At 72.9% G+C, this 18009-nt stretch carries 16 protein-coding genes; 4 read left to right on the forward strand and 12 right to left on the reverse strand.

Annotated elements, in window-relative coordinates; genetic code table 11:
* The first annotated feature begins 106 nt into the window (after positions 1-106).
* On the forward strand, positions 107-1984 hold the full coding sequence (locus AC07EQ_RS23255; RefSeq protein ID WP_478390007.1) for an ABC transporter ATP-binding protein: 1878 nt from the start codon (positions 107-109) through the stop codon (positions 1982-1984).
* Positions 1985-1990: 6 nt separating this feature from the next.
* Here the strand turns inward: AC07EQ_RS23255 and AC07EQ_RS23260 are convergent, their stop codons facing one another.
* Together AC07EQ_RS23260 and AC07EQ_RS23265 are read right to left on the reverse strand one after the other, a co-directional pair.
* Positions 1991-2482 (reverse strand): MarR family winged helix-turn-helix transcriptional regulator, encoded by a 492-nt coding sequence (locus AC07EQ_RS23260; RefSeq protein ID WP_478390008.1) that lies wholly within the window; start codon positions 2480-2482, stop codon positions 1991-1993.
* A 92-nt stretch (positions 2483-2574) separates the two neighbouring features.
* A complete protein-coding gene (locus AC07EQ_RS23265) occupies positions 2575-3564 on the reverse strand; it encodes a PHP domain-containing protein (protein WP_478390009.1) in 990 nt (329 codons plus the stop codon).
* A gap of 125 nt (positions 3565-3689) precedes the next feature.
* Between AC07EQ_RS23265 and AC07EQ_RS23270 the strand changes: the two genes are divergently transcribed.
* Complete coding sequence (locus AC07EQ_RS23270; protein ID WP_478390010.1) at positions 3690-4757, forward strand: tartrate dehydrogenase; 1068 nt, start codon at positions 3690-3692, stop codon at positions 4755-4757.
* Between the two features lie 65 nt (positions 4758-4822).
* Here AC07EQ_RS23270 and AC07EQ_RS23275 read toward each other — a convergent pair whose 3' ends face one another.
* The 10 genes from AC07EQ_RS23275 to AC07EQ_RS23320 all read right to left on the reverse strand — a co-directional run bounded on the left by AC07EQ_RS23275 (position 4823) and on the right by AC07EQ_RS23320 (position 16091).
* Positions 4823-6169, reverse strand: a complete 1347-nt coding sequence (locus tag AC07EQ_RS23275) for an amidase (protein ID WP_478390011.1) — start codon at positions 6167-6169, stop codon at positions 4823-4825.
* A gap of 84 nt (positions 6170-6253) precedes the next feature.
* Complete coding sequence (gene cydC, locus AC07EQ_RS23280; RefSeq protein WP_478390134.1) at positions 6254-7867, reverse strand: thiol reductant ABC exporter subunit CydC; 1614 nt, start codon at positions 7865-7867, stop codon at positions 6254-6256.
* A 5-nt stretch (positions 7868-7872) separates the two neighbouring features.
* Positions 7873-9474 carry a thiol reductant ABC exporter subunit CydD gene (gene cydD / locus AC07EQ_RS23285; RefSeq protein ID WP_478390012.1) on the reverse strand — a complete coding sequence of 534 codons (1602 nt, stop codon included), beginning with the start codon at positions 9472-9474 and terminating at the stop codon, positions 7873-7875.
* Positions 9471-10247, reverse strand: a complete 777-nt coding sequence (locus AC07EQ_RS23290) for a cytochrome d ubiquinol oxidase subunit II (protein ID WP_478390013.1) — start codon at positions 10245-10247, stop codon at positions 9471-9473. Before AC07EQ_RS23290 ends, cydD begins: the two co-directional genes overlap by 4 nt.
* Positions 10248-10258: 11 nt before the next feature.
* Complete coding sequence (locus tag AC07EQ_RS23295; protein WP_478390014.1) at positions 10259-11530, reverse strand: cytochrome ubiquinol oxidase subunit I; 1272 nt, start codon at positions 11528-11530, stop codon at positions 10259-10261.
* A 109-nt stretch (positions 11531-11639) separates the two neighbouring features.
* Positions 11640-12305, reverse strand: a complete 666-nt coding sequence (locus AC07EQ_RS23300; RefSeq protein ID WP_478390015.1) for a response regulator — start codon at positions 12303-12305, stop codon at positions 11640-11642.
* Positions 12302-13462 carry a sensor histidine kinase gene (locus AC07EQ_RS23305; RefSeq protein WP_478390016.1) on the reverse strand — a complete coding sequence of 387 codons (1161 nt, stop codon included), beginning with the start codon at positions 13460-13462 and terminating at the stop codon, positions 12302-12304. Before AC07EQ_RS23305 ends, AC07EQ_RS23300 begins: the two co-directional genes overlap by 4 nt.
* Positions 13459-14226 carry an ABC transporter permease gene (locus AC07EQ_RS23310; protein WP_478390017.1) on the reverse strand — a complete coding sequence of 256 codons (768 nt, stop codon included), beginning with the start codon at positions 14224-14226 and terminating at the stop codon, positions 13459-13461. Before AC07EQ_RS23310 ends, AC07EQ_RS23305 begins: the two co-directional genes overlap by 4 nt.
* A gap of 9 nt (positions 14227-14235) precedes the next feature.
* Positions 14236-15210, reverse strand: a complete 975-nt coding sequence (locus AC07EQ_RS23315; RefSeq protein WP_478390018.1) for a S1C family serine protease — start codon at positions 15208-15210, stop codon at positions 14236-14238.
* 65 nt (positions 15211-15275) lie between these two features.
* Positions 15276-16091, reverse strand: a complete 816-nt coding sequence (locus AC07EQ_RS23320) for a TerC family protein (RefSeq protein ID WP_478390019.1) — start codon at positions 16089-16091, stop codon at positions 15276-15278.
* Between the two features lie 292 nt (positions 16092-16383).
* Between AC07EQ_RS23320 and AC07EQ_RS23325 the strand changes: the two genes are divergently transcribed.
* A complete protein-coding gene (locus tag AC07EQ_RS23325) occupies positions 16384-17070 on the forward strand; it encodes a GntR family transcriptional regulator (RefSeq protein WP_478390020.1) in 687 nt (228 codons plus the stop codon).
* A gap of 17 nt (positions 17071-17087) precedes the next feature.
* Positions 17088-17987 (forward strand): aminoglycoside phosphotransferase family protein, encoded by a 900-nt coding sequence (locus AC07EQ_RS23330; RefSeq protein WP_478390021.1) that lies wholly within the window; start codon positions 17088-17090, stop codon positions 17985-17987.
* Positions 17988-18009: the final 22 nt, after the last annotated feature.

The raw sequence follows: 18009 nt of genomic DNA on the forward strand, positions 1-18009 counted from the left end.
CGCCCGCGCGGGAATCGACGCTCGTCCCGCGGCGTTGACTTCGACTTAACTCGAAGTTTCAGGATGGTGCTCGACCGCGTTGGACCGCTTGAAGAGGACTGCGAACATGACGGTGACATGGGAGACGATGCGCTCCTTCGCCAGTGACGAATCCGTGACCCGGCAACGTCTCTCGCCCGGGCTGGCCCGGCGCATCTTCCGCTACGCCCGGCCCTACACCCGCGACATCATGCCCTTCCTGGCGCTGGTGGCGTTCGCCGCGGTGCTCGGCATCGTCAACCCGCTGCTGTTCAAGGCCATCATCGACGACGGGATCGTGCCGCGGAACATGGGCGTGATCGTCTGGTTGGCGGTGGCCGTCGCCGGCGTCGCGCTCCTGGAGGCCGCGACGTCGCTGCTGCAGCGCTGGTACTCCGCGCGGCTCGGCGAGGGACTGATCTACGACCTGCGTTCGGAGGTCTTCGACCACGTGCAGCGGATGCCGGTGGCGTTCTTCGTGCGGGCGCAGACCGGAGCGCTGGTCAGCCGGCTCAACAACGACGTCATCGGCGCGCAGCGGGCCCTGACCAGCACGCTGTCGTCGGTGGTGTCCAACGTGCTGAGCCTGGTGCTGGTGCTGGCCACCATGTTCACCCTGTCCTGGCAGATCACCCTGATCGCGCTGGCGATGCTGCCGCTGTTCCTGCTGCCGGTGCGGTGGATCGGGCGGCGGCTGCAGCGGGTCACCCGGGAGCAGATGAAGGTGGACGCCGAGATGAGCTCGCTGATGACCGAGCGCTTCGGCGTCGCCGGGGCGATGCTGGCCAAGCTCTACGGTCGCGCCGACGAGGAGTCCGAGCGGTTCTCGCGGCGGGCGGCGCGGGTGCGCGACATGGGCGTGGTGTCGGCGATGTACAGCCGGGTGTTCTTCGTCGCGCTGACGCTGCTGGCGTCGCTGGCCACCGCGGTGGTCTACGGGCTCGGCGGCGGGCTGGTGCTCACCGGGGCCTTCGAGCTGGGCACCCTGGTGGCGCTGGCAACGCTGCTCAGCCGCCTGTACGGGCCGCTGACCGCGCTGTCCAACGTGCACGTCGACGTGATGACCGCGCTGGTCAGCTTCGACCGCGTCTTCGAGGTGCTGGACCTGCGGCCGATGATCCAGGAGAAGCCGACCGCGAAGCCGCTGCCCGCCGGGGCGGCCGACGTCGAGTTCGACGCGGTGTCGTTCCGCTACCCGGCGTCCAGCGAGGTTTCGCTGGCGTCGCTGGAATCGGTGGCGCGGCAGGACAACGCGCCCGCGCACGACGTGCTGCACGACATCTCGTTCCGCGCCGCGCCGGGCCAGACCATCGCACTGGTCGGCCACTCCGGCGCGGGCAAGACGACCATCACCAACCTGGCCGGGCGGCTCTACGACGCGGATTCCGGAGCGGTGCGCATCGGCGGCGTGGACGTCCGCGACGCGACGCTGGCCTCGCTGTACTCGACGGTCGGCGTGGTCACCCAGGACTCGCACCTGTTCCACGACTCGATCCGCGCCAACCTCACCTTCGCCCGGCCCGACGCGACCGACGAGGAGCTGACCGAGGCCCTGCGGACGGCGCAGCTCGGGCACCTCGTCGCGTCGCTGCCGGACGGGCTGGACACGGTGGTCGGCGACCGCGGCTACCGGCTCTCCGGCGGCGAGAAGCAGCGGCTGGCGATCGCGCGGCTGCTGCTGAAGGCGCCGCCGATCGTCGTGCTGGACGAGGCGACCGCGCACCTGGACTCGGAATCCGAGGCGGCGGTGCAGCAGGCGCTGAAGACCGCGCTGTCCGGGCGAACGGCGCTGGTCATCGCGCACCGGCTGGCCACGATCCGGGAAGCGGACCGGATCCTGGTGGTCTCCGACGGGCGCATCGCGGAGCAGGGCACGCACGCCGAGCTGCTGGCCCGCGGCGGCCTGTACACCGAGCTCTACCGCACCCAGTTCGCGCAGCAGGACGACACCGACGAGGCGGCGTGAGGGTGTTCAGTCCCGCTGCGGCGGCGCGGTGGTGAGGTTCCCCTCGGGGTCCAGGTGCGCGAGCATGGCGGCGCAGAGCTCGTCGAGCTGGCGCACCTGGGCGTCGGAGAGGCCGTCGAAGATCAGGTCGCGGACCTTCTCCACGTGGCCGGGGGCCGAGGCGACGAGCTTCCCGTAGCCGGCTTCGGTGAGCTCCGCGACGTTGCCGCGACCGTCGGAGCACGCGCGCTGCCGCCGCACCCAGCCCTGCTGCTCCAGGCGGGCGACCACGTGCGACACCCGGGACGGCGAGGCGTTGGACCGGGCCGCGAGTTCGCTCATCCGCAGCGCGCGTTCCGGGTGCTCGCTGAGCATCGCCAGCACCCAGTAGCCGAAGTGGGTCAGGCCGGCGTCCCGTTGCAGCTGGTTGTCCAGCGCGGCCGGGACGACGGTCATCAGGGCGGCGAACTTCCGCCAGGCGCACTGCTGGGTGTCGGTCAGCCATCGGGTCTCGGTCACCTGGTCAGCATACCCGGAATGTATTTGAACATTCAAATACAATGCGTGATCAGCGGCGGAGCGATCCGGCGGGGATCGCTGGTGCGCTCGGCTCACCGCCGGGCCAGCAGGTCCTCGGCCGGGAGCGCGTTGATCACGCGGTCGGTGGGCACCTCGCACTCCTCGGCCCGCGCGCATCCGTAGGCCAGCCAGTCCAGCTGGCCCGGGGCGTGCGCGTCGGAGTCGATGCTGAACGCGCAGCCGATGTCGCGGGCGAGCCGGATCAGCTCGCGCGGCGGGTCCAGCCGGTCCGGCCGGGAGTTGATCTCGACCGCGACGCCGTTGTCCCGGCACGCCTCGAACACCGCCACCGCGTCGAAAGTGGACTGCGGCCGCTTCCGGTCGCCGATCAGCCGCCCGGTGCAGTGGCCCAGCACGTCCACGTGCGGGTTCGCCACCGCCGCGCACATCCGCCGCGTCATGGCCGGCGCGGCCATCCGCAGGTCGGAGTGCACGCTGGCCACCACGACGTCCAGCTCGGCGAGCAGGTCCTCGTCCTGGTCCAGCTCGCCGGCCGACAGGATGTCGACCTCGATGCCGGTGAGGATGCGGAACGGCGCGAGGCGCTCGTTGAGCCCCGCGACCACCTCCAGCTGCTGGCGCAGCCGGTCGGCGGACAGGCCGCGGGCCACGGTCAGCCGGGGCGAGTGGTCGGTGAGCACCATCCACTCGTGCCCGAGCTCCCGGGCGGTGATGGCCATCTCGGCGATCGGGCTGCCGCCGTCGGACCAGTCGGAATGGGTGTGACAGTCGCCGCGCAGCGCCGCGCGCAGCCGCCGCCCGTGCTCGGGAACGTCCACTTCGGACCGCAGGCGCGCCAGGTAGTCCGGGATCTCGCCGCGGTGTGCGGCCTCGATGACGGCGGCGGTGGTCTTGCCGATGCCCTCCAGCGCGGTCAGCCGCCCGGACGCCACCCGCTGGTCCAGGTCCGGGAGGTCGTCGACGACCGCGGCGGCGCGCCGGAACGCCCGCACCCGGTAGGTCGGCGCGCCCTCGCGCTCCAGCCAGAACGCGATTTCGCGCAATGCCCGTGTCGCATCCACGCCGTCCTTGGTAGCCGCTGCCGGGCCGGAGCGCCACCGGCGATTCGCCCCGGGGTCTTGGCCGCGGGCGGCCCGCGGCGTTAGATGGCGACCGGAACGGTTCTCCGAGAGGCGCGAGGTGCAGATTGCAGCAGTACGAAGTGGCGGTCCTGCCCGGTGACGGGATCGGCAACGAGGTCATGCCGGAAGCGTTGCGGGTGCTCGAGGTGATCGGCGCGAAGTACGGGGTGCGGTTCGGCTTCCGGCACTTCGACTGGAGCTGCGAGACCTACCGCAGCACCGGCCGCATGATGCCCGCCGACGGGCTGGACCGGCTGCGCGACCACGACTCGATCCTGCTCGGCGCGGTCGGCTGGCCCGGCGTGCCCGACCACATCTCGCTGTGGGGGCTGCTGCTGCCGATCCGCCGCGAGTTCGACCAGTACGTCAACCTGCGCCCGGTGCGGCTGCTGCCGGGCGTGACGCCGCCGGTGCGCGACAAGGAGCCCGGCGACATCGACTTCTGGGTGGTCCGGGAGAACACCGAGGGCGAGTACTCGCAGCTCGGCGGGCGGCAGGGCGAGGGCACCCCGAACGAGATGGTGCTGCAGACCGCCGCGTTCACCAGGCGCGGCACCGACCGCATCATGCGCTACGCCTTCGAACTGGCCCGCAAGCTCGGCAAGCCGCACGTCACCTCGGCGACGAAGTCCAACGGCATCTACTACTCGATGCCGTACTGGGACGAGCGGTTCGCGGCCATCTCCGCCGAGTACCCGGACATCACCGTCGACCAGGACCACATCGACATCCTGTGCGCGCGGTTCGTGATGACGCCGGAGCGCTTCGACGTGGTCGTCGCCAGCAACCTCTTCGGCGACATCCTCTCCGACCTCGGGCCCGGCGTGACCGGCACGATCGGGGTCGCGCCGTCGGGCAACATCAACCCGGAGCGCGACTACCCGTCGACGTTCGAGCCGGTGCACGGCTCGGCGCCGGACATCGCGGGCCGGGGCATCGCCAACCCGATCGGCCAGATCTGGTCCGCGGCGATGATGCTGGACCACCTCGGCCTGCCGGAGGCCGGGGCCGACGTGGTCCGCGCGATCGAGCAGGTCCTGACCGACGCGTCGGCGCCGCGCACCCCGGACCTCGGCGGCAAGGCCACCACCGAGGACCTCGGCAAGGCCGTCGCGACCGCCGTGCAGGGCTGACCGGCCGGCGCCGGTTTCGCGAGAGATCGACGGTCAGCCGGTCCTCGCGAAGCCGCGCCTGGCGGTCAGCGTGCGGCGTCGGTGATCCTGGCCGCGACGGCCAGCAGCAGGTCTTCGTGCCCGGGCCGGCAGGCCAGCTGGACGCCGACCGGGAGGCCGCCGATGGTGCCGGCCGGGACCGAGACCGCCGGGATGCCCGCCACGTTCCACGTCTTGGTCAGCGACACCAGGGCGCCGCGGACCGTCTCGGCGGCGCCGTCGATCTCGATTTCGCGCTGACCGATGGCGGGCGCGACGACGCAGGTCGTCGGCAGCGCCAGCAGGTCGACGTGGGTGAGCAGGACGTCGATCTCGGCACGCCACCGGTCGCGGGCCGCGACCGCCCGCACGTGCTGCCAGCCCGCCGTCTTCGCGGCTTCTTCCAGCCGTTCCAGGACGTCCGGCGTGAACAGCTGCGGGTTCTGCGCCACGCGCTCGGCGTGGATCGCGTACGCCTCGCTGTACTGGATGCCCGCGAAGGCCTTGTGCAGGACGACCGGGTCGCACAGCTCGACGTCGCGCACCTCGAGGCCGTCGAGGTCCAGGGCGGCGCGGGCGGTCCGCGCGACTTCCGGATCGGTCGGGTGCAGCGTGTCCGGGTCGATCCAGCCGATGCTCGCGGTCTCCCCCGCTTCGCGGCTGACGGTGTTGCGCAGCCCGGCCAGCACCCGGTAGCCGGTCCGGCAGTCGTGCGCGGTCCTGGCCAGCACGCCGACGTGGTCCAGCGACTGCGACAGCGGGAACACGCCGCCGGTCGGGATCGCGTTGAACGCCGGTTTGAAGCCCACCACCCCGCACATCGCCGCCGGGATGCGCACCGAGCCGCCGGTGTCGGTGCCCAGCGCCAGCGGCACCATCCCGGCCGCGACCGCGGCCCCGCTGCCGCCGCTGGACCCGCCCGTGACCCGGCTCGGGTCGTGCGGGTTGCGGGACGGCCCGTGATGCGAGCTGTCACCGCTGGCCCCGAACGCGAACTCGTGCGTCGTGGTCTTGCCGACCAGCACCGCGCCGCCGTCGCGCAGCCGCTGCACGCACTCGGCGTCCGATGTGGACACGTTCGCCGCGAAGTGCGCCGATCCCATGGTCGTGGGCAGGTCGACGACGTCGATGATGTCCTTCACCGCCACCGGGATCCCGTGCAGCGGCCCCCGGTCGACGCCTTCGGCCAGCTCGGCGTCGGCCTTCTCGGCGGCCTTCAGCGCGCCGTCGCGGTCGACGGTCACGAAGGCGTTGAGCTCGCGGTCGAGCTCTCCGATGGACGCCAAGGCGGCCCGGGCCAGTTCGGCCGCGGTCACCTCGCCGGCGCGCAGTGCTTCGGCGAGCCCGCCGAACGTGCGGTCGGCGAAGAAGCCCGCTGGACGTTGCTGGGTCAACGCGGCTGCACCCCTCTTCCCGGCGTCCGGTGAACGATCATCCTGCGCCGCGGCGGCGATTCAGTCAACGTTTCAACCAAACGATCACCGGGCGGCGACGAGCAGCTCCGCCTCCCAGAGATCGAGGTAGGGGCCGGGGACCGCCACCAGTTCGTCGTGCGGGCCGCGTTGCACGATCCGGCCGCGATCCAGGACGAGCACCTCGTCGAACTCCGGTAGGCAGGCCAGCCGGTGCGTGACGACGACCGTCGTGCGGCCGGATCGCGCGCGCAGGACACCGGCGAGCAGTTCGTCGGCCAGGCCGGTCTCCAGGGATTCGCCCGGTTCGTCCAGGAGCAGCACGGGCGGGTCGGCCAGCAGTGCCCGGGCCAGCAGCAGGCGCTGCCGTTGGCCGCCCGAGATGTCCTGGCCGCTCTCGCCGACGAGCGTGTCGAACCCCGCAGGCAGGCCGCGTATCCAGCCGAGCAGCCCGGCCTGCGCCGAGGCGTGCGCCAGCTGCTCATCGGTGGCATCCGGCGCGGCCAGCCGCAGGTTCTCCCGGATGGTGGTGTCGAAGACGTGCGCGTCCTGGGTCACCGCACGGGTTTCCGGGTGCTCGACCCGCCCGGTCGACGGCTCGACCAGCCCGGCCATGACGCCGAGCGCGGTGCTCTTGCCCGCCCCGCTGGCGCCGACGATCGCGACCGTCCGGCCGGGCGCGATGACCAGGTCGATGCCGCGCAGCGCCGGAGCCGCGTAGTGCACCGACACGTCGTGGAGGGCGAGCCTTCCCGCGTTCGCCTGCGGGTCCGGCTTCGGCGCGACGGTCACCAGCTCGGCGACCCGCCGCAACGCCGGACGGTGTTCGGCGTACTTGCGGGCGGCTTCGATGAGCGGCAGAACCGGCTCGAATGCCGCCACCGCCAGGAATCCCACCACCGCGGCCGTGACCTGCTGGTGGCCGTCGAGCAGCGCGAGCCACGTCGCGCCCACCGCGGTCAGGCCCTGGACCGCGATCCCGGCCGCGGTCAGAAAGCCGGCCGCATGGGCGGAAGCCCGCTCTCGGCGGACGATCCGCGCGGTGTGCTCCCCTGCTCGGGCCGTCGCCCCGGCGGTGGCGTTGAACGCGGCCAATTCCCTTGCGCCGTCGACGAGGTCCGCGCTGGCCACCGCGAGCAGCGCACGATCCTCCGCTGCGGCGGCCAGATTCCTGCCCGCCATCGGCACCGCGAGCAGCGGCACCACCACACCGGCCAGCAGCAGGCCCGCGACCAGCACCGACCCGGCCGCCGGGGCGACCGCGAGGCACACCAGCGCCGACGAGGCGCCCACGACGAGCGCTATCGCCACCGGTGACAGGCAGCGCAGCAGCAACTCCTGCACGCTGTCCACGTCGGCGATCAGGCGCGCCAGCGCGTCGCCATCGCGCAACGGCGGTCGCCCGAGCCTCGACCGGAACACCTTCGGCCGGAGCTCGGCGACCACTCGCAGCGCGGCGTCGTGCCCGGCGAGCCGCTCCAGATAGCGGAACGTGCCGCGCGCCAGCGCGCAGGCGCGGACGCCGACGATCGCCAGGCCCAGCGCGGACAGCGCGGGCTGCTCCGCGGCGCGGGTGATCAGCCAGGCCGCCAACGCCATCAGGCCCACGGCGCTCAGTTCGGCGACCATCCCGCACGCCACCGCGGCGAACAGCCGCGGCGCGCGGAAGAGCCGCAGCATCGCGATCACGCCGCCACCTCCGCCGGGGATTCGACGACGCCGCCGCGAATCCGGATGACCCGGTCAGCAGTCGCGAGCAGGGCGGGGCGGTGCGCGACCACGATGGCCGTGCGGCCGCTGAGCACCGACGCCGCCGACGCCGCCAAGGCCGATTCGCTGTGCAAGTCCAGCCGTGCCGTGGGCTCGTCCAGCAGCACGATCGGCGCGTCCTTCAGGTAGGCGCGGGCAACGGCGATGCGTTGCCGCTGCCCCGCCGACAGGTCCGCCCCGCGCTCGCCCAGCCGGGACCGGTAGCCCTCCGGTCGCCGTTCGACGAACTCCGCGGCGTGCGCGGCGCGGGCCGCCGCGCGCACCTGCTCCATCGATGCCTCCGGTGCGCCGAGGCGGATGTTGTCGGCCACGGTCGCGGCGAACAGGTGCGGGTGCTGCGGCACCCATGCCACCCGGCGTCGCCACCGGTCGATGTCGAGATCCCGCAGGTCGACGCCGTCGACGAGGATCCGCCCGCTCTCCGGCGCCACGAAGCCCAGCAGCAGGTGGAGCACCGTGGACTTGCCCGCGCCGCTGGGGCCGACCAGCGCGACCCGCTCCCCCGGGCGGACCACGAACGAAACCCGGTCCAGCACCGGGGTTTCCTGGCCGGGAAAGCGGACCGTCACCTCGTCGAACCTGATCTCGCCCGCCGTCGCGCGGCGCCGGCCGGCCGGCTCGCCCGTTGGGCGGTCGAGGATCTCGAACGCCTCCTCGACCACGGCCATCCCCTCGGCCCCGGCGTGGAACCTGGTGCCCAGCGCGCGCAGCGGGATCAGTGCCTCCGGCGTCAGCAGCAGCACCAGCAGGGCGGTGTCGAGGTGGAGGCCGCCGGCGAGCAGGCGCAGGCCGATCGGCACCGCCACCAGCGCGATCGCCAGCGAGCACACGACTTCCAGCACGAAGCCGGACAGGAACGCCACGCGCAGCGCGCCCATCGTCGCCCGGCGGTGCTCGTCGGCCATCCGCCCGATCACCGCCGCCTGGTGCTCGGCCCGCCGGAAGACCCGCAGGGTGGTCAGCCCGGCCAGGACGTCCCGGAAGTGCCCGCCCAACCGCCGGAGGTGCGCCCACTGGTGCCGGGTGACGTCGCGGGTGCGCAGCCCGATCACCGCGCCGAACAACGGGATCAGCGGCATGGTCGCGGCGACGATCAGCGCCGAGGACCAGTCCGCGAAGCCCAGCCGCACCAGCACCAGCGGCGGCACCGACGCCGCCACCACCAATTGCGGGACCACGCCGGTGAGCAGGGGCTCCACTGCGTCGAGCCCTCTGGTGACGAGCGTGGTGAACGATCCGCTCGACCGCTGCGAGCCCGCGCGGGCCAACAAGTCGCGGCGCACCGCCGCCTTCGCGCCCGCCGCGGCGCGCTGGATCAGCGCACCACCGGCCCACGCGGCGCAGGCTCGCAGCGCGACCGCGCCCGCCAGCCACGGCAGGTAGCCGGGCTCGAGCCGGGCGATGGCGCGGGCCAGCAGGCCGGCTTGCGCGATGATCAGCGCGCCTTGCGCCAGCGCCAGGCACGCCAAGGCGATCAGGACGGGTCGGGGCAGCAGGCCCAGCAGTCGCTTGTTCACAGGTACGACGGCCTTTCCACCCGGCCCCGGCACACCCACCACGAGTAGGCCTGCGCGGCGATCAGCAGCGGCGTGATCACCAGCATCGCCGGGAGCAGCAGGCCCAGCGTGCCGGGATCGGCGGCGTTGTCCAGCAGCGGTAGCCGGATTCCCACCGCCAGGCACAGCACCACCATCGCCGCCGACGTCAGTGCGAACGCCCGCCGCTCGTCGCCGCGCCCGAACAACGCCCTCGCCCGCCGGTGCAGCGGCCCGGACAGCCGAAGCGCGGCGAAGGCCAGCCCGTGCACCGCGAACACCGCCGCGATCGCGACCGCCGCCAGCACCGCGCCGGGCCCGGTGGCCACGGCGTGGATCTGGCCCGCCAGCAAGCCCGCGAACATCCAGCCCCAGCTGAGCGCGACCGCCCAGCTGCCGCCGGTGATCGTCGCGTCGCAGATCGCCCACCAGGCCCGGGCATCCGCCCGGCCGCGCAGCCACAGCCCCATGTCGCGCAGGATCCAGCCGCACAGCAGCAGCACCACCGCCGGGAACAGGCCGCTGAGCAGTTCTCCTTCCAGTTCGGGGAAATTGCCGACGAGGACGCCGGCGGTGGCCACCAGCCAGACCTCGTTGCCGAGGAAGAACGGGGCGATGGCGGCGATCACCAGGCGGCGTTGCGCCGCGTCCCGGCCCAGCACCGGCAGCAGCATGCCCACCCCGATGTCCGCACCGCCCAACAAGAAGTAGCCGAGGGCGAAAACGCCCAACGCCACGACGGCCAGCAGTTCCACGAGCGGTCTCCTCACAGCGACGCGGTGATCGGGGTCGGGCAGGTTCCGTCCTCCGGGCGGCCCAGGGCGACCTGGCCGGGCGCGCGACCGGCCTGGCGCAGCAGCAGCACCCAGTTCACCACCAGCAGGAGTCCGAAGAGGACGGTGAAGGCCACCAGCGATGCCCGCATCGCCGCCGGTGACACGTCGGAGACCGCGTCCCGGGTGAGCAGGACGCCGTTGATCACCCACGGCTGGCGGCCCATCTCGCGGAACACCCAGCCGGCGAGCATCGCGATGTAGGGCAGCGGGATCGCCGCCACCAGCACCAGATGCCACAGCCGGAACCGCAGGACCACCGGCCTGAACAGGGCCAGCAGCGCGCTCGGCAGCACCAGGAGGAACATGAACCCGAACGCCGCCATCATCACCGAACCACCGGCGCTCACCCACCCCTCCGGCGGCACGTAGTCACCGGCACCGAAGCGAGCGACCCGCTCCGCCTGCAACCGGGCGATCTCCGCGTCCCGGCCGCCCCACACCGCGAGCTTCATCGGCTGGTGGTCACCGAGCACGTCGAACTGGATCCCGCCCGCGGTCGCGGTCGCGAACAACGCCGGAAGCGCGGTGAACACCCCGATCCGCAGCGACTTGGTGAACAGGTCCGCCTCCGGGTCGCGGCGGAACAGGCGGTAGGCGCTGATCCCGGCGACGAAGAAGCCTGCCGTGACGAGCGCTCCGCCCAGGATGTGCCAGAACGCCGCGATCGACGCCGGGTTCGTCAGCACGGCCCAGGAATCGGTCAGCCGCAGCTCGTCGCCGACCCGCTCGTAGCCCACCGGGTTCTGCAGGAATCCGTTGGAGACCATGATCCAGTAAGCCGAGGCGTACGCGGTGATCGTGACGCCCCAGATCAACCCGAGGTGCACCCAGCGGTTCAGCCGGCCCCAGCCGAAGATCCACAGCCCGAGGAACGTCGACTCGACGAAGAACGCGACCAGCGTCTCCATCGCCAGCGACGCGCCGAAGACGTTGCCGGCCCGGTGCGTCAGCCCGCTCCAGGCCAGACCGAACTGGAACTCCATCACCAGCCCGGTGACGATGCCGACGGCGTAGTTGATCACGTACAGCTGGCCCCAGAACCGGGTCATCCGCTGGTGCACCGGATTCCGGGACAGCGTCGCCCTGGTCTGGATGCACGCCACCAGCGTCGCCAGTCCGATGGTCAGGGCGACGAACAGGAAGTGGCCGCCTGCGGTCAGGGCGAACTGCAGGCGCGCCAGGTCGAGGGTCTCGGGATTCACGCCGACAACACTGGCGGCGAGGTGCACCCCGGGTCGTCAGCCCGGGGCGGGCACTTCGGCTACCGCCGCGGTTGCGCCCTAGGGGCGATCCCTTACGCCTGGAGTTGCGCTACTCCAGCCAGCCCGGCGTGATCAACGCGGATTCGTAGGCGAAGACCACCAGCTGCGCCCGGTCGCGCGCGGCGAGCTTGCTCATGATCCGGCTCACGTGCGTCTTCGCCGTTGCCGGGCTGAGCACCAGCCGCCCGGCGATCTCGTCGTTGGACAGGCCGCGCGCCACCAGCGCCAGCACCTCGCGCTCCCGGTCGGTGAGCGAGTTCAGCCGGGGGTGCGGCGCCGGCCGGTCGGCGCGGTCGGCGAACTCCGCGATCAGCCGCCGGGTGATGGCCGGGGCGAGCAGCGCGTCGCCGCGGGCCACCACCCGCACCGCGTGGATCAGCTCGGTCGGCTCGGTGTCCTTGACCAGGAAACCGCTGGCCCCGGCGCGCAGCGCGGCGTAGACGTAGTCGTCCAGGTCGAAGGTGGTCAGGATGATCACCTTCACCGCCGCCAGCTTCGGGTCGGCGGCGATCCGGCGGGTCGCCTCCAGCCCGTCCAGGTCCGGCATCCGGATGTCCATCAGCACCACGTCGGGCCGCAGCTCCGCGGCTCGGCGCACCGCCTCGGCACCGTCCGGCGCCTCCGCCGCGATCTCGATGTCGTCCTCGCTGCCCAGGATCGACCGGAAACCGGCGCGCACCAGCGTCTGGTCGTCGGCCAGCAGCACCCGGATCACCTGGCAGTCCTCCAAGGCAGGCGAGCGTGCACCCGGAAGCCGCCGGACGAGCGCTGCCCGGCCGAGAATTCCCCGCCGAGCGCCTGCGCGCGTTCTTCCATCCCCCGGATCCCGTTGCCCCGGTCGGTGTTCCGGCCCGCTGTGCCGGCTCCGTCGTCGTCGATCTCCACGCGCACATCATGATCGGAATACCGGATCCGCACGCAAGCGGTGCGCGCGTCGGCGTGTCGGGTCACGTTCGTCAGCGCCTCCTGCACGATCCGGTAGCCGGCGAGGTCGACCTCCGGCGGCAGCGGCCGGACCGGCCCGGCGAGTTCGGTGCGCACCGCCAGCCCGGCGACCCCGGCCTGCTCGACCAGCGCGTCGATCCGGGCCAGGCTCGGGGCGGGCGCGGTCGGTGCCGCCTCGTCGACCTGGCGCAGCACGCCGAGCGTGGCCCGCAGGTCGCGCAGCGCGTCCTTGCTGGCCTGCTTGATGGACACCAGCGCCGGTTCCGCCTGGCCCGGATCGGCGTCGAGGCGGTGCAGCGCGGCCCCGGCCTGCACGTTGATCAGCGAGATGTGGTGGCCGAGCACGTCGTGCAGCTCCCGCGCGATCCGCAACCGCTCGTCGCTGGCGTGCCGGCGCGCTTCCTCGTCCCTCTCCCGCTCGGCGGCCAGCATCCGCTGCTCGGCCTCGCGCAGGTAGGCGCGGCGGTTGCGGACCAGGCCGCCGATCGCGACCGCCGCGACCAGCCACCCGGCCAGCAGGTACGTCGAAGTGTTGTCGAGGTGCCGCCGGCCGGAGCCCACCTCGCCGTAGCCGACCAGGAGCATCGCCGCGACGGCGAGGACCGCCGCCACCGCGGTGCGTCCCTCCGCCGCCACCGTGAACAGCGCGACCGCGAACGCCAGCACCAGCGGCCCGTCGAAGGTGCTCAGCGGGTAGTAGAAACCGCACGCCACCAGCGTGAACAGCGCGACCGGCACCGGGAACCGGCGGCGGCGGAGCAGGGCGGCGCAGGCGGCGGCGATCAGCAGGCCGTCCAGCAGGTGGAAGTCGGCGAACGTGGTGGGGAACCGCAGCAGCCCGGAACCCACGACCATCGCCGCGACCACCAGCGCGAGCGCCGCATCGGCGGCCCGGCCGTGCAGGGGCCATCGCCGGGAGTCCGTCATACCCGGAAGAATAGGCGCGCTCCGGTGCGCGTCAGCAGGCCGCGCGCGACGATCTCCAGCACGACCAGGATCGCCACCGACTCCACCGCCAGCAGCGCCACCAGCACGTACAGCTGGACGATCCCGGCCTGGACGGGACTCGCGCCGCCGAGCAGCATCCCGACGAACGCGCCCGGCAGCGTCACGGTGCCCACGGTGCGGGTCTGGTCCAGCGCGGGCACCAGGGCGCCGCCGGCCACCGGCCGGGCGATCTCCAGCCGCGCCGCGCGGCCCATCAGCCCCAGTGCCAGCGCGGCCTCCACCTCGCCGCGCCGCTGCTGCAGCTCGTCCAGCAGCCGCCGCCCGGCCAGCGCGGTCGCCACCAGCGCGCCGCCGATCAGCTGCCCCACCAGCGGGATCAGCACCAGCCCGGTCAGCGGGACCGCGCCGGTTACGACGAGCAGCAGCACCGCCGGGGCGACGCCGGCGGCGATCGGCAGCGCCGCCCACAGCCACGTGCGGTCGCCGGTGATCCGCCGCCCGGCGGTGTGCGCGGCGATCGCGAACATCAGCACGATGAACAGCGCCGCCAGGGCGGTCCACCGGACGATGTAGGCGATCAGCAGCGATACGACGAGCAGCTGCACGGCGCCGCGCAGGCCGGCGAACAGCACGTCGCGGTATCGCGCCAGCCCGCCTAGGCCGGCGACCGCCGCGGCGGTGACCAGTAGCAACGCGATTGCCACGCCGAGCGCCGGCGTGACCGGGATGGATCCGGAGAGCACCATCCGACTCTATGCCGCCGGACCCCCTCCGCCCGCCTGGCTCCGGCCGTCCCGGAGTTCCACGGGTTCGGTGATCACGTCGACCAGCGCGCCGTTGCGGGTGACCGTGATCTGCAGCGGCCGGCCGATGGCCTCCGCGAACATCAGCCGCTGCAGGCCCTGCGCGTCGCGCACCGGGCTGCCACCCGCGGTCAGCACCAGGTCGCCGCGGTGCAGTCCGGCCCGGGCCGCCGGGCTCTGCCGCACCACGTCGACGACCCGCAGCCCGGTGTTCTGCCCGGTGCGTTCGGCCAGGTCGTCCGGCAGCGGCGCCGGGATGGTCACCAGGCCCAGGAAGGCGCGGCGGACCCGGCCGTCCCGGACCAGCGAGTCGACGATGCGCCGGGTGGTGGCGTTGATCGGGATCGCCAGGCCCAGGCCGACCCCGGCGACCGCGGTGCTCACGCCCACCACCACGCCCCGCGCGTCCGCCAGTGCGCCACCGGAGTTACCGGGGTTGAGGGCGGCGTCGGTCTGGATCACGTCCTCGATGATCCGGGCCGCGTTCCCGCTGCGCACGGGCAGCGACCGGCCCAGCCCGCTGACCACGCCGGCGGTGACCGATCCGGCCAGCCCGAGCGGATTGCCCACGGCGACGACGAGCTGCCCGACCACCAGCCGGTCGCTGTCGCCGAGCCGGACCGGCGGCGGCGTTTCCCCGGCCGCCCGGACCACGGCCAGGTCGGAGAGCGGATCCGTGCCGACGACGGTGAACGGGGCGCTGGTGCCGTCGGCGAAGCGCGCGGTGCCGCCGCCGGCCCGGCCGATGACGTGCGCGTTGGTCAGCATGAAGCCGTCGGCGGTGAACACCACCGCCGATCCGGCGGCCTCGCCCCATTCGCCGGACGAGTGCAGGCTCGCCACGCTGGGCGTGATCGCCGCCGCGACGGCCGCCACCGTCCGTGAGTAGGCGTCCAGTTCGTCGAACCGATCCTCCGAAGCCATCGCGGGCCTCCAACCGGAATCTCGTGGTTCTTCCAGAACGCCGGGCGGCCCGCGCGAATTCCGGGTCAGGGCGAGGGTGCGCGCGCCGCGGTGATCGCGCTCAGCGCGGCGACCACGGCGATCATCCCGAGCGTCAGCACCGTCACCTGCGCGTCCGGCGCGGTTCCGGTCACCCCGGCCAGCACCGACTTCGCGCCGATGAACACCAGCACCACCGCGAGCCCGGCCGAGGCGTCCGGGATCCGGTCGACCAGGCCGGCGACCAGGCGGAACAGCCGGTGGAAGCCGAGCAAGGAGAACATGGCGGCGCAGAACGCCAGGTACGCCCCGCCGGTCACCGCCGCCGACACCGAGAACAGTGCGAGAACCGCGGCCGCCAGCACCGCCGCGGCCGGTGCGGCCCCGGGCCTGCCCAGCACGGCCGGGAGCGTCGCCGCGTCGTCGTGGCGGAAGACCGGCCACGCGGCCGCGAGCACGCAGGCGCCGAACAGCGCGGAGATCCAGGCGATGGCGGAGGCGCTCGGGATGCCGAACGCGATCAGCCCGCACCGGGCCAGCACGGAAGCGGCCACGCCGAGGACCACGACTCGGTGCCGATCCCGCGCTCCGCTGGTGATCAGCACGAACACCACCAGCGCGTCGACCGTCACCGCCAGCGAACTGCCCCACCCGGAGAAGAACGCCCCGGCGCTCGGGACATCGCCGACGGCGAGCACCGCAGCGCCGAACAGCGCGGCGAGCAGGAGGTAGCCGCCGACGGCGAGCGCGTCATCGCGCGGCGACGGTTCGGGCCGCGCCCGCCAGCCCGAGGCCAGATCGCGGGCTACGAGCGCGAGCAGGATTCCCGCCGTCGCGAACCACAACAACGCAGGCACGTGCATGAGCGCCTCCGGCTGGGAGGATCGCTGGTCCCCCGCAGGCCGTTGTCGGGCCCAGCACCAGTCGTTCTAGCCCCGCCGCGCACGCCATGTCCAGCAGCACCAGGCCGTTCCATCCGATCGGCCCAGCGCTCCGTCCCATGTGGACGATCACGTCAGGCGGGGCGTCGCCGCGGGTTCGGAGCGACGCATACTGTATGCTAAAGCCATCGGGCAAAACGCCCGCCGCCGACCGCAAGCGCACCGACCGACCAGGACCGCCGGGCGGACCTGGCCCAGCCCCGGAGTTGACCGCATGTCGCTGACCTCGAAACTTTCGCAGGGCATCGCCGCGCGCCAGGTCGCGCGCCCCGTCCCGCTCCGGGAAACCGTCTACGAAGCCATCCTGGAACTCATCATCACCGGCGAGCTCAAGCCCGGCCAGCACCTGGTCGAGAAGGAACTCGCCGAGCTGCTCGGCGTTTCCCGGCAGCCGGTGCGCGAAGCGCTGCAATGGCTGAAGAAGGACGAATGGGTCGACCTGCGGCCGGGCTACGGCGCGTTCGTGCACAGCCCCACCCCGGACGAGGCCGACCAGCTGCTGAGCGTCCGCACGCTGCTGGAGGCCGAGTCCGCCCGGCTGGCGGCGCTGAACTCGACCAAGGAGGGCGTGGCCGGCCTCAAGCAGGTCCACAAGCGCGGCGTCCAGGCCCTCAAGGCCGACGACATCGACGAGGTGGTCGCGGCCAACGCCGAGCTGCACGCCCTGATCACCGAGATGTCCGGCAACAAGATCCTCAAGGAGATCGCGGCCCAGGTGGCGCGCCGGGTCCGCTGGTACCACACCCCGGTGGCCAAGTCCCGGGGCAAGAAGTCCTGGGACGAGCACTCGGCCCTGATCGACGCGATCAGCAAGGGCGAGGCCGACCGGGCGGCCCGGCTGATGCGCGAGCACACCGAGCACACCCGCGAGACCTACCTGGCGCAGAACTCCGAGGGCTGAGCGGGAGGATCGCCGGCATGACCGACTTGACCGCGCGGCAGGTGGCCGCGCTTGTCGCGGATGCGTTGGCGCTGCCGGGCCCGCTCGCGGTGCGCCCGATCGACGAGGGCGGCGAGCACCTTTCGTGGTGGATCGGCGAGTGGCACGTGGCGCGGTTCGCCGCGGATGCCGAATCGGCGATCCGGCAACGCCGTGAGCTCGCGGTCCGCGACCTGCTCCGCGACCGGATCGGCGTGGCACTGCCCCGCTCGGCGGCCGCCGGCGAATGGGCACCCGGCCTGACGTTCACAGTGGACGAACGCCTGCCCGGAACTTCCGCGGAGGTGCGGCCGGTGTCCGCGGCGGGCGAACGGGACCTGGCGGTGATGCTGTCCGGGCTGCGGGCGGTGCCCATCGCCAGCGCCGCCGGGCTGGGCGTCCCGACCGCTACCGAGCGGGATTTCCCCGAGCTGGTGCGCGAAGCGGGGGAAGCCGCCGACCGGCTCGCGGCGCAGGACCACCTGCGGGCGGATTACGCCCCGGAGCGGCTGGCTCTTCTGGTAGGCCCGCCGCAGGCGCAGGTCCTGCTGCACGCCGATTTGAAGGGTGAGCACCTGCTCGTCGACGAATCCGGCGCGATTTCCGGCGTGCTGGACTGGACGGATGCCGGAACAGGCGATCCGGCAACGGATGTCGCGGGTCTCGTCATCTCGGTCGGTGCACCTGCCGCCGCCCGCATCGCCGAGCAAGCGGGGTACGGCGAGGACGTCGTCGCCAGAGGGCTCGTGCTCGCCCGTTGCGACACTGTCATCCGGCTCGACGACCGGCTCAACGGCGACGACGACAGCCCTGAGGCGCTGCTACGCGACCAACTCGCCCGCGCCTGGCAGCCGACTGCGCTCGACGACGGTCACCGCGCGCGCTCCGGGTCGCGGTAGCCATCCGGAGCGCGCGGATCGC

Source organism: Saccharopolyspora sp. NPDC045839 (assembly GCF_056431645.1).

What these genes read in the sequence shown, in the direction of transcription:
- AC07EQ_RS23330 (WP_478390021.1), top strand. Translation starts at nt 17,088, where the DNA reads ATGACCGACTTGACCGCGCGGCAGGTGGCCGCGCTTGTCGCGGATGCG.
- AC07EQ_RS23305 (WP_478390016.1), bottom strand. Translation starts at nt 13,462, where the DNA reads ATGACGGACTCCCGGCGATGGCCCCTGCACGGCCGGGCCGCCGATGCG.
- AC07EQ_RS23320 (WP_478390019.1), bottom strand. Translation starts at nt 16,091, where the DNA reads ATGCACGTGCCTGCGTTGTTGTGGTTCGCGACGGCGGGAATCCTGCTC.
- AC07EQ_RS23315 (WP_478390018.1), bottom strand. Translation starts at nt 15,210, where the DNA reads ATGGCTTCGGAGGATCGGTTCGACGAACTGGACGCCTACTCACGGACG.
- AC07EQ_RS23325 (WP_478390020.1), top strand. Translation starts at nt 16,384, where the DNA reads ATGTCGCTGACCTCGAAACTTTCGCAGGGCATCGCCGCGCGCCAGGTC.
- cydC (WP_478390134.1), bottom strand. Translation starts at nt 7,867, where the DNA reads ATGCTGCGGCTCTTCCGCGCGCCGCGGCTGTTCGCCGCGGTGGCGTGC.
- AC07EQ_RS23255 (WP_478390007.1), top strand. Translation starts at nt 107, where the DNA reads ATGACGGTGACATGGGAGACGATGCGCTCCTTCGCCAGTGACGAATCC.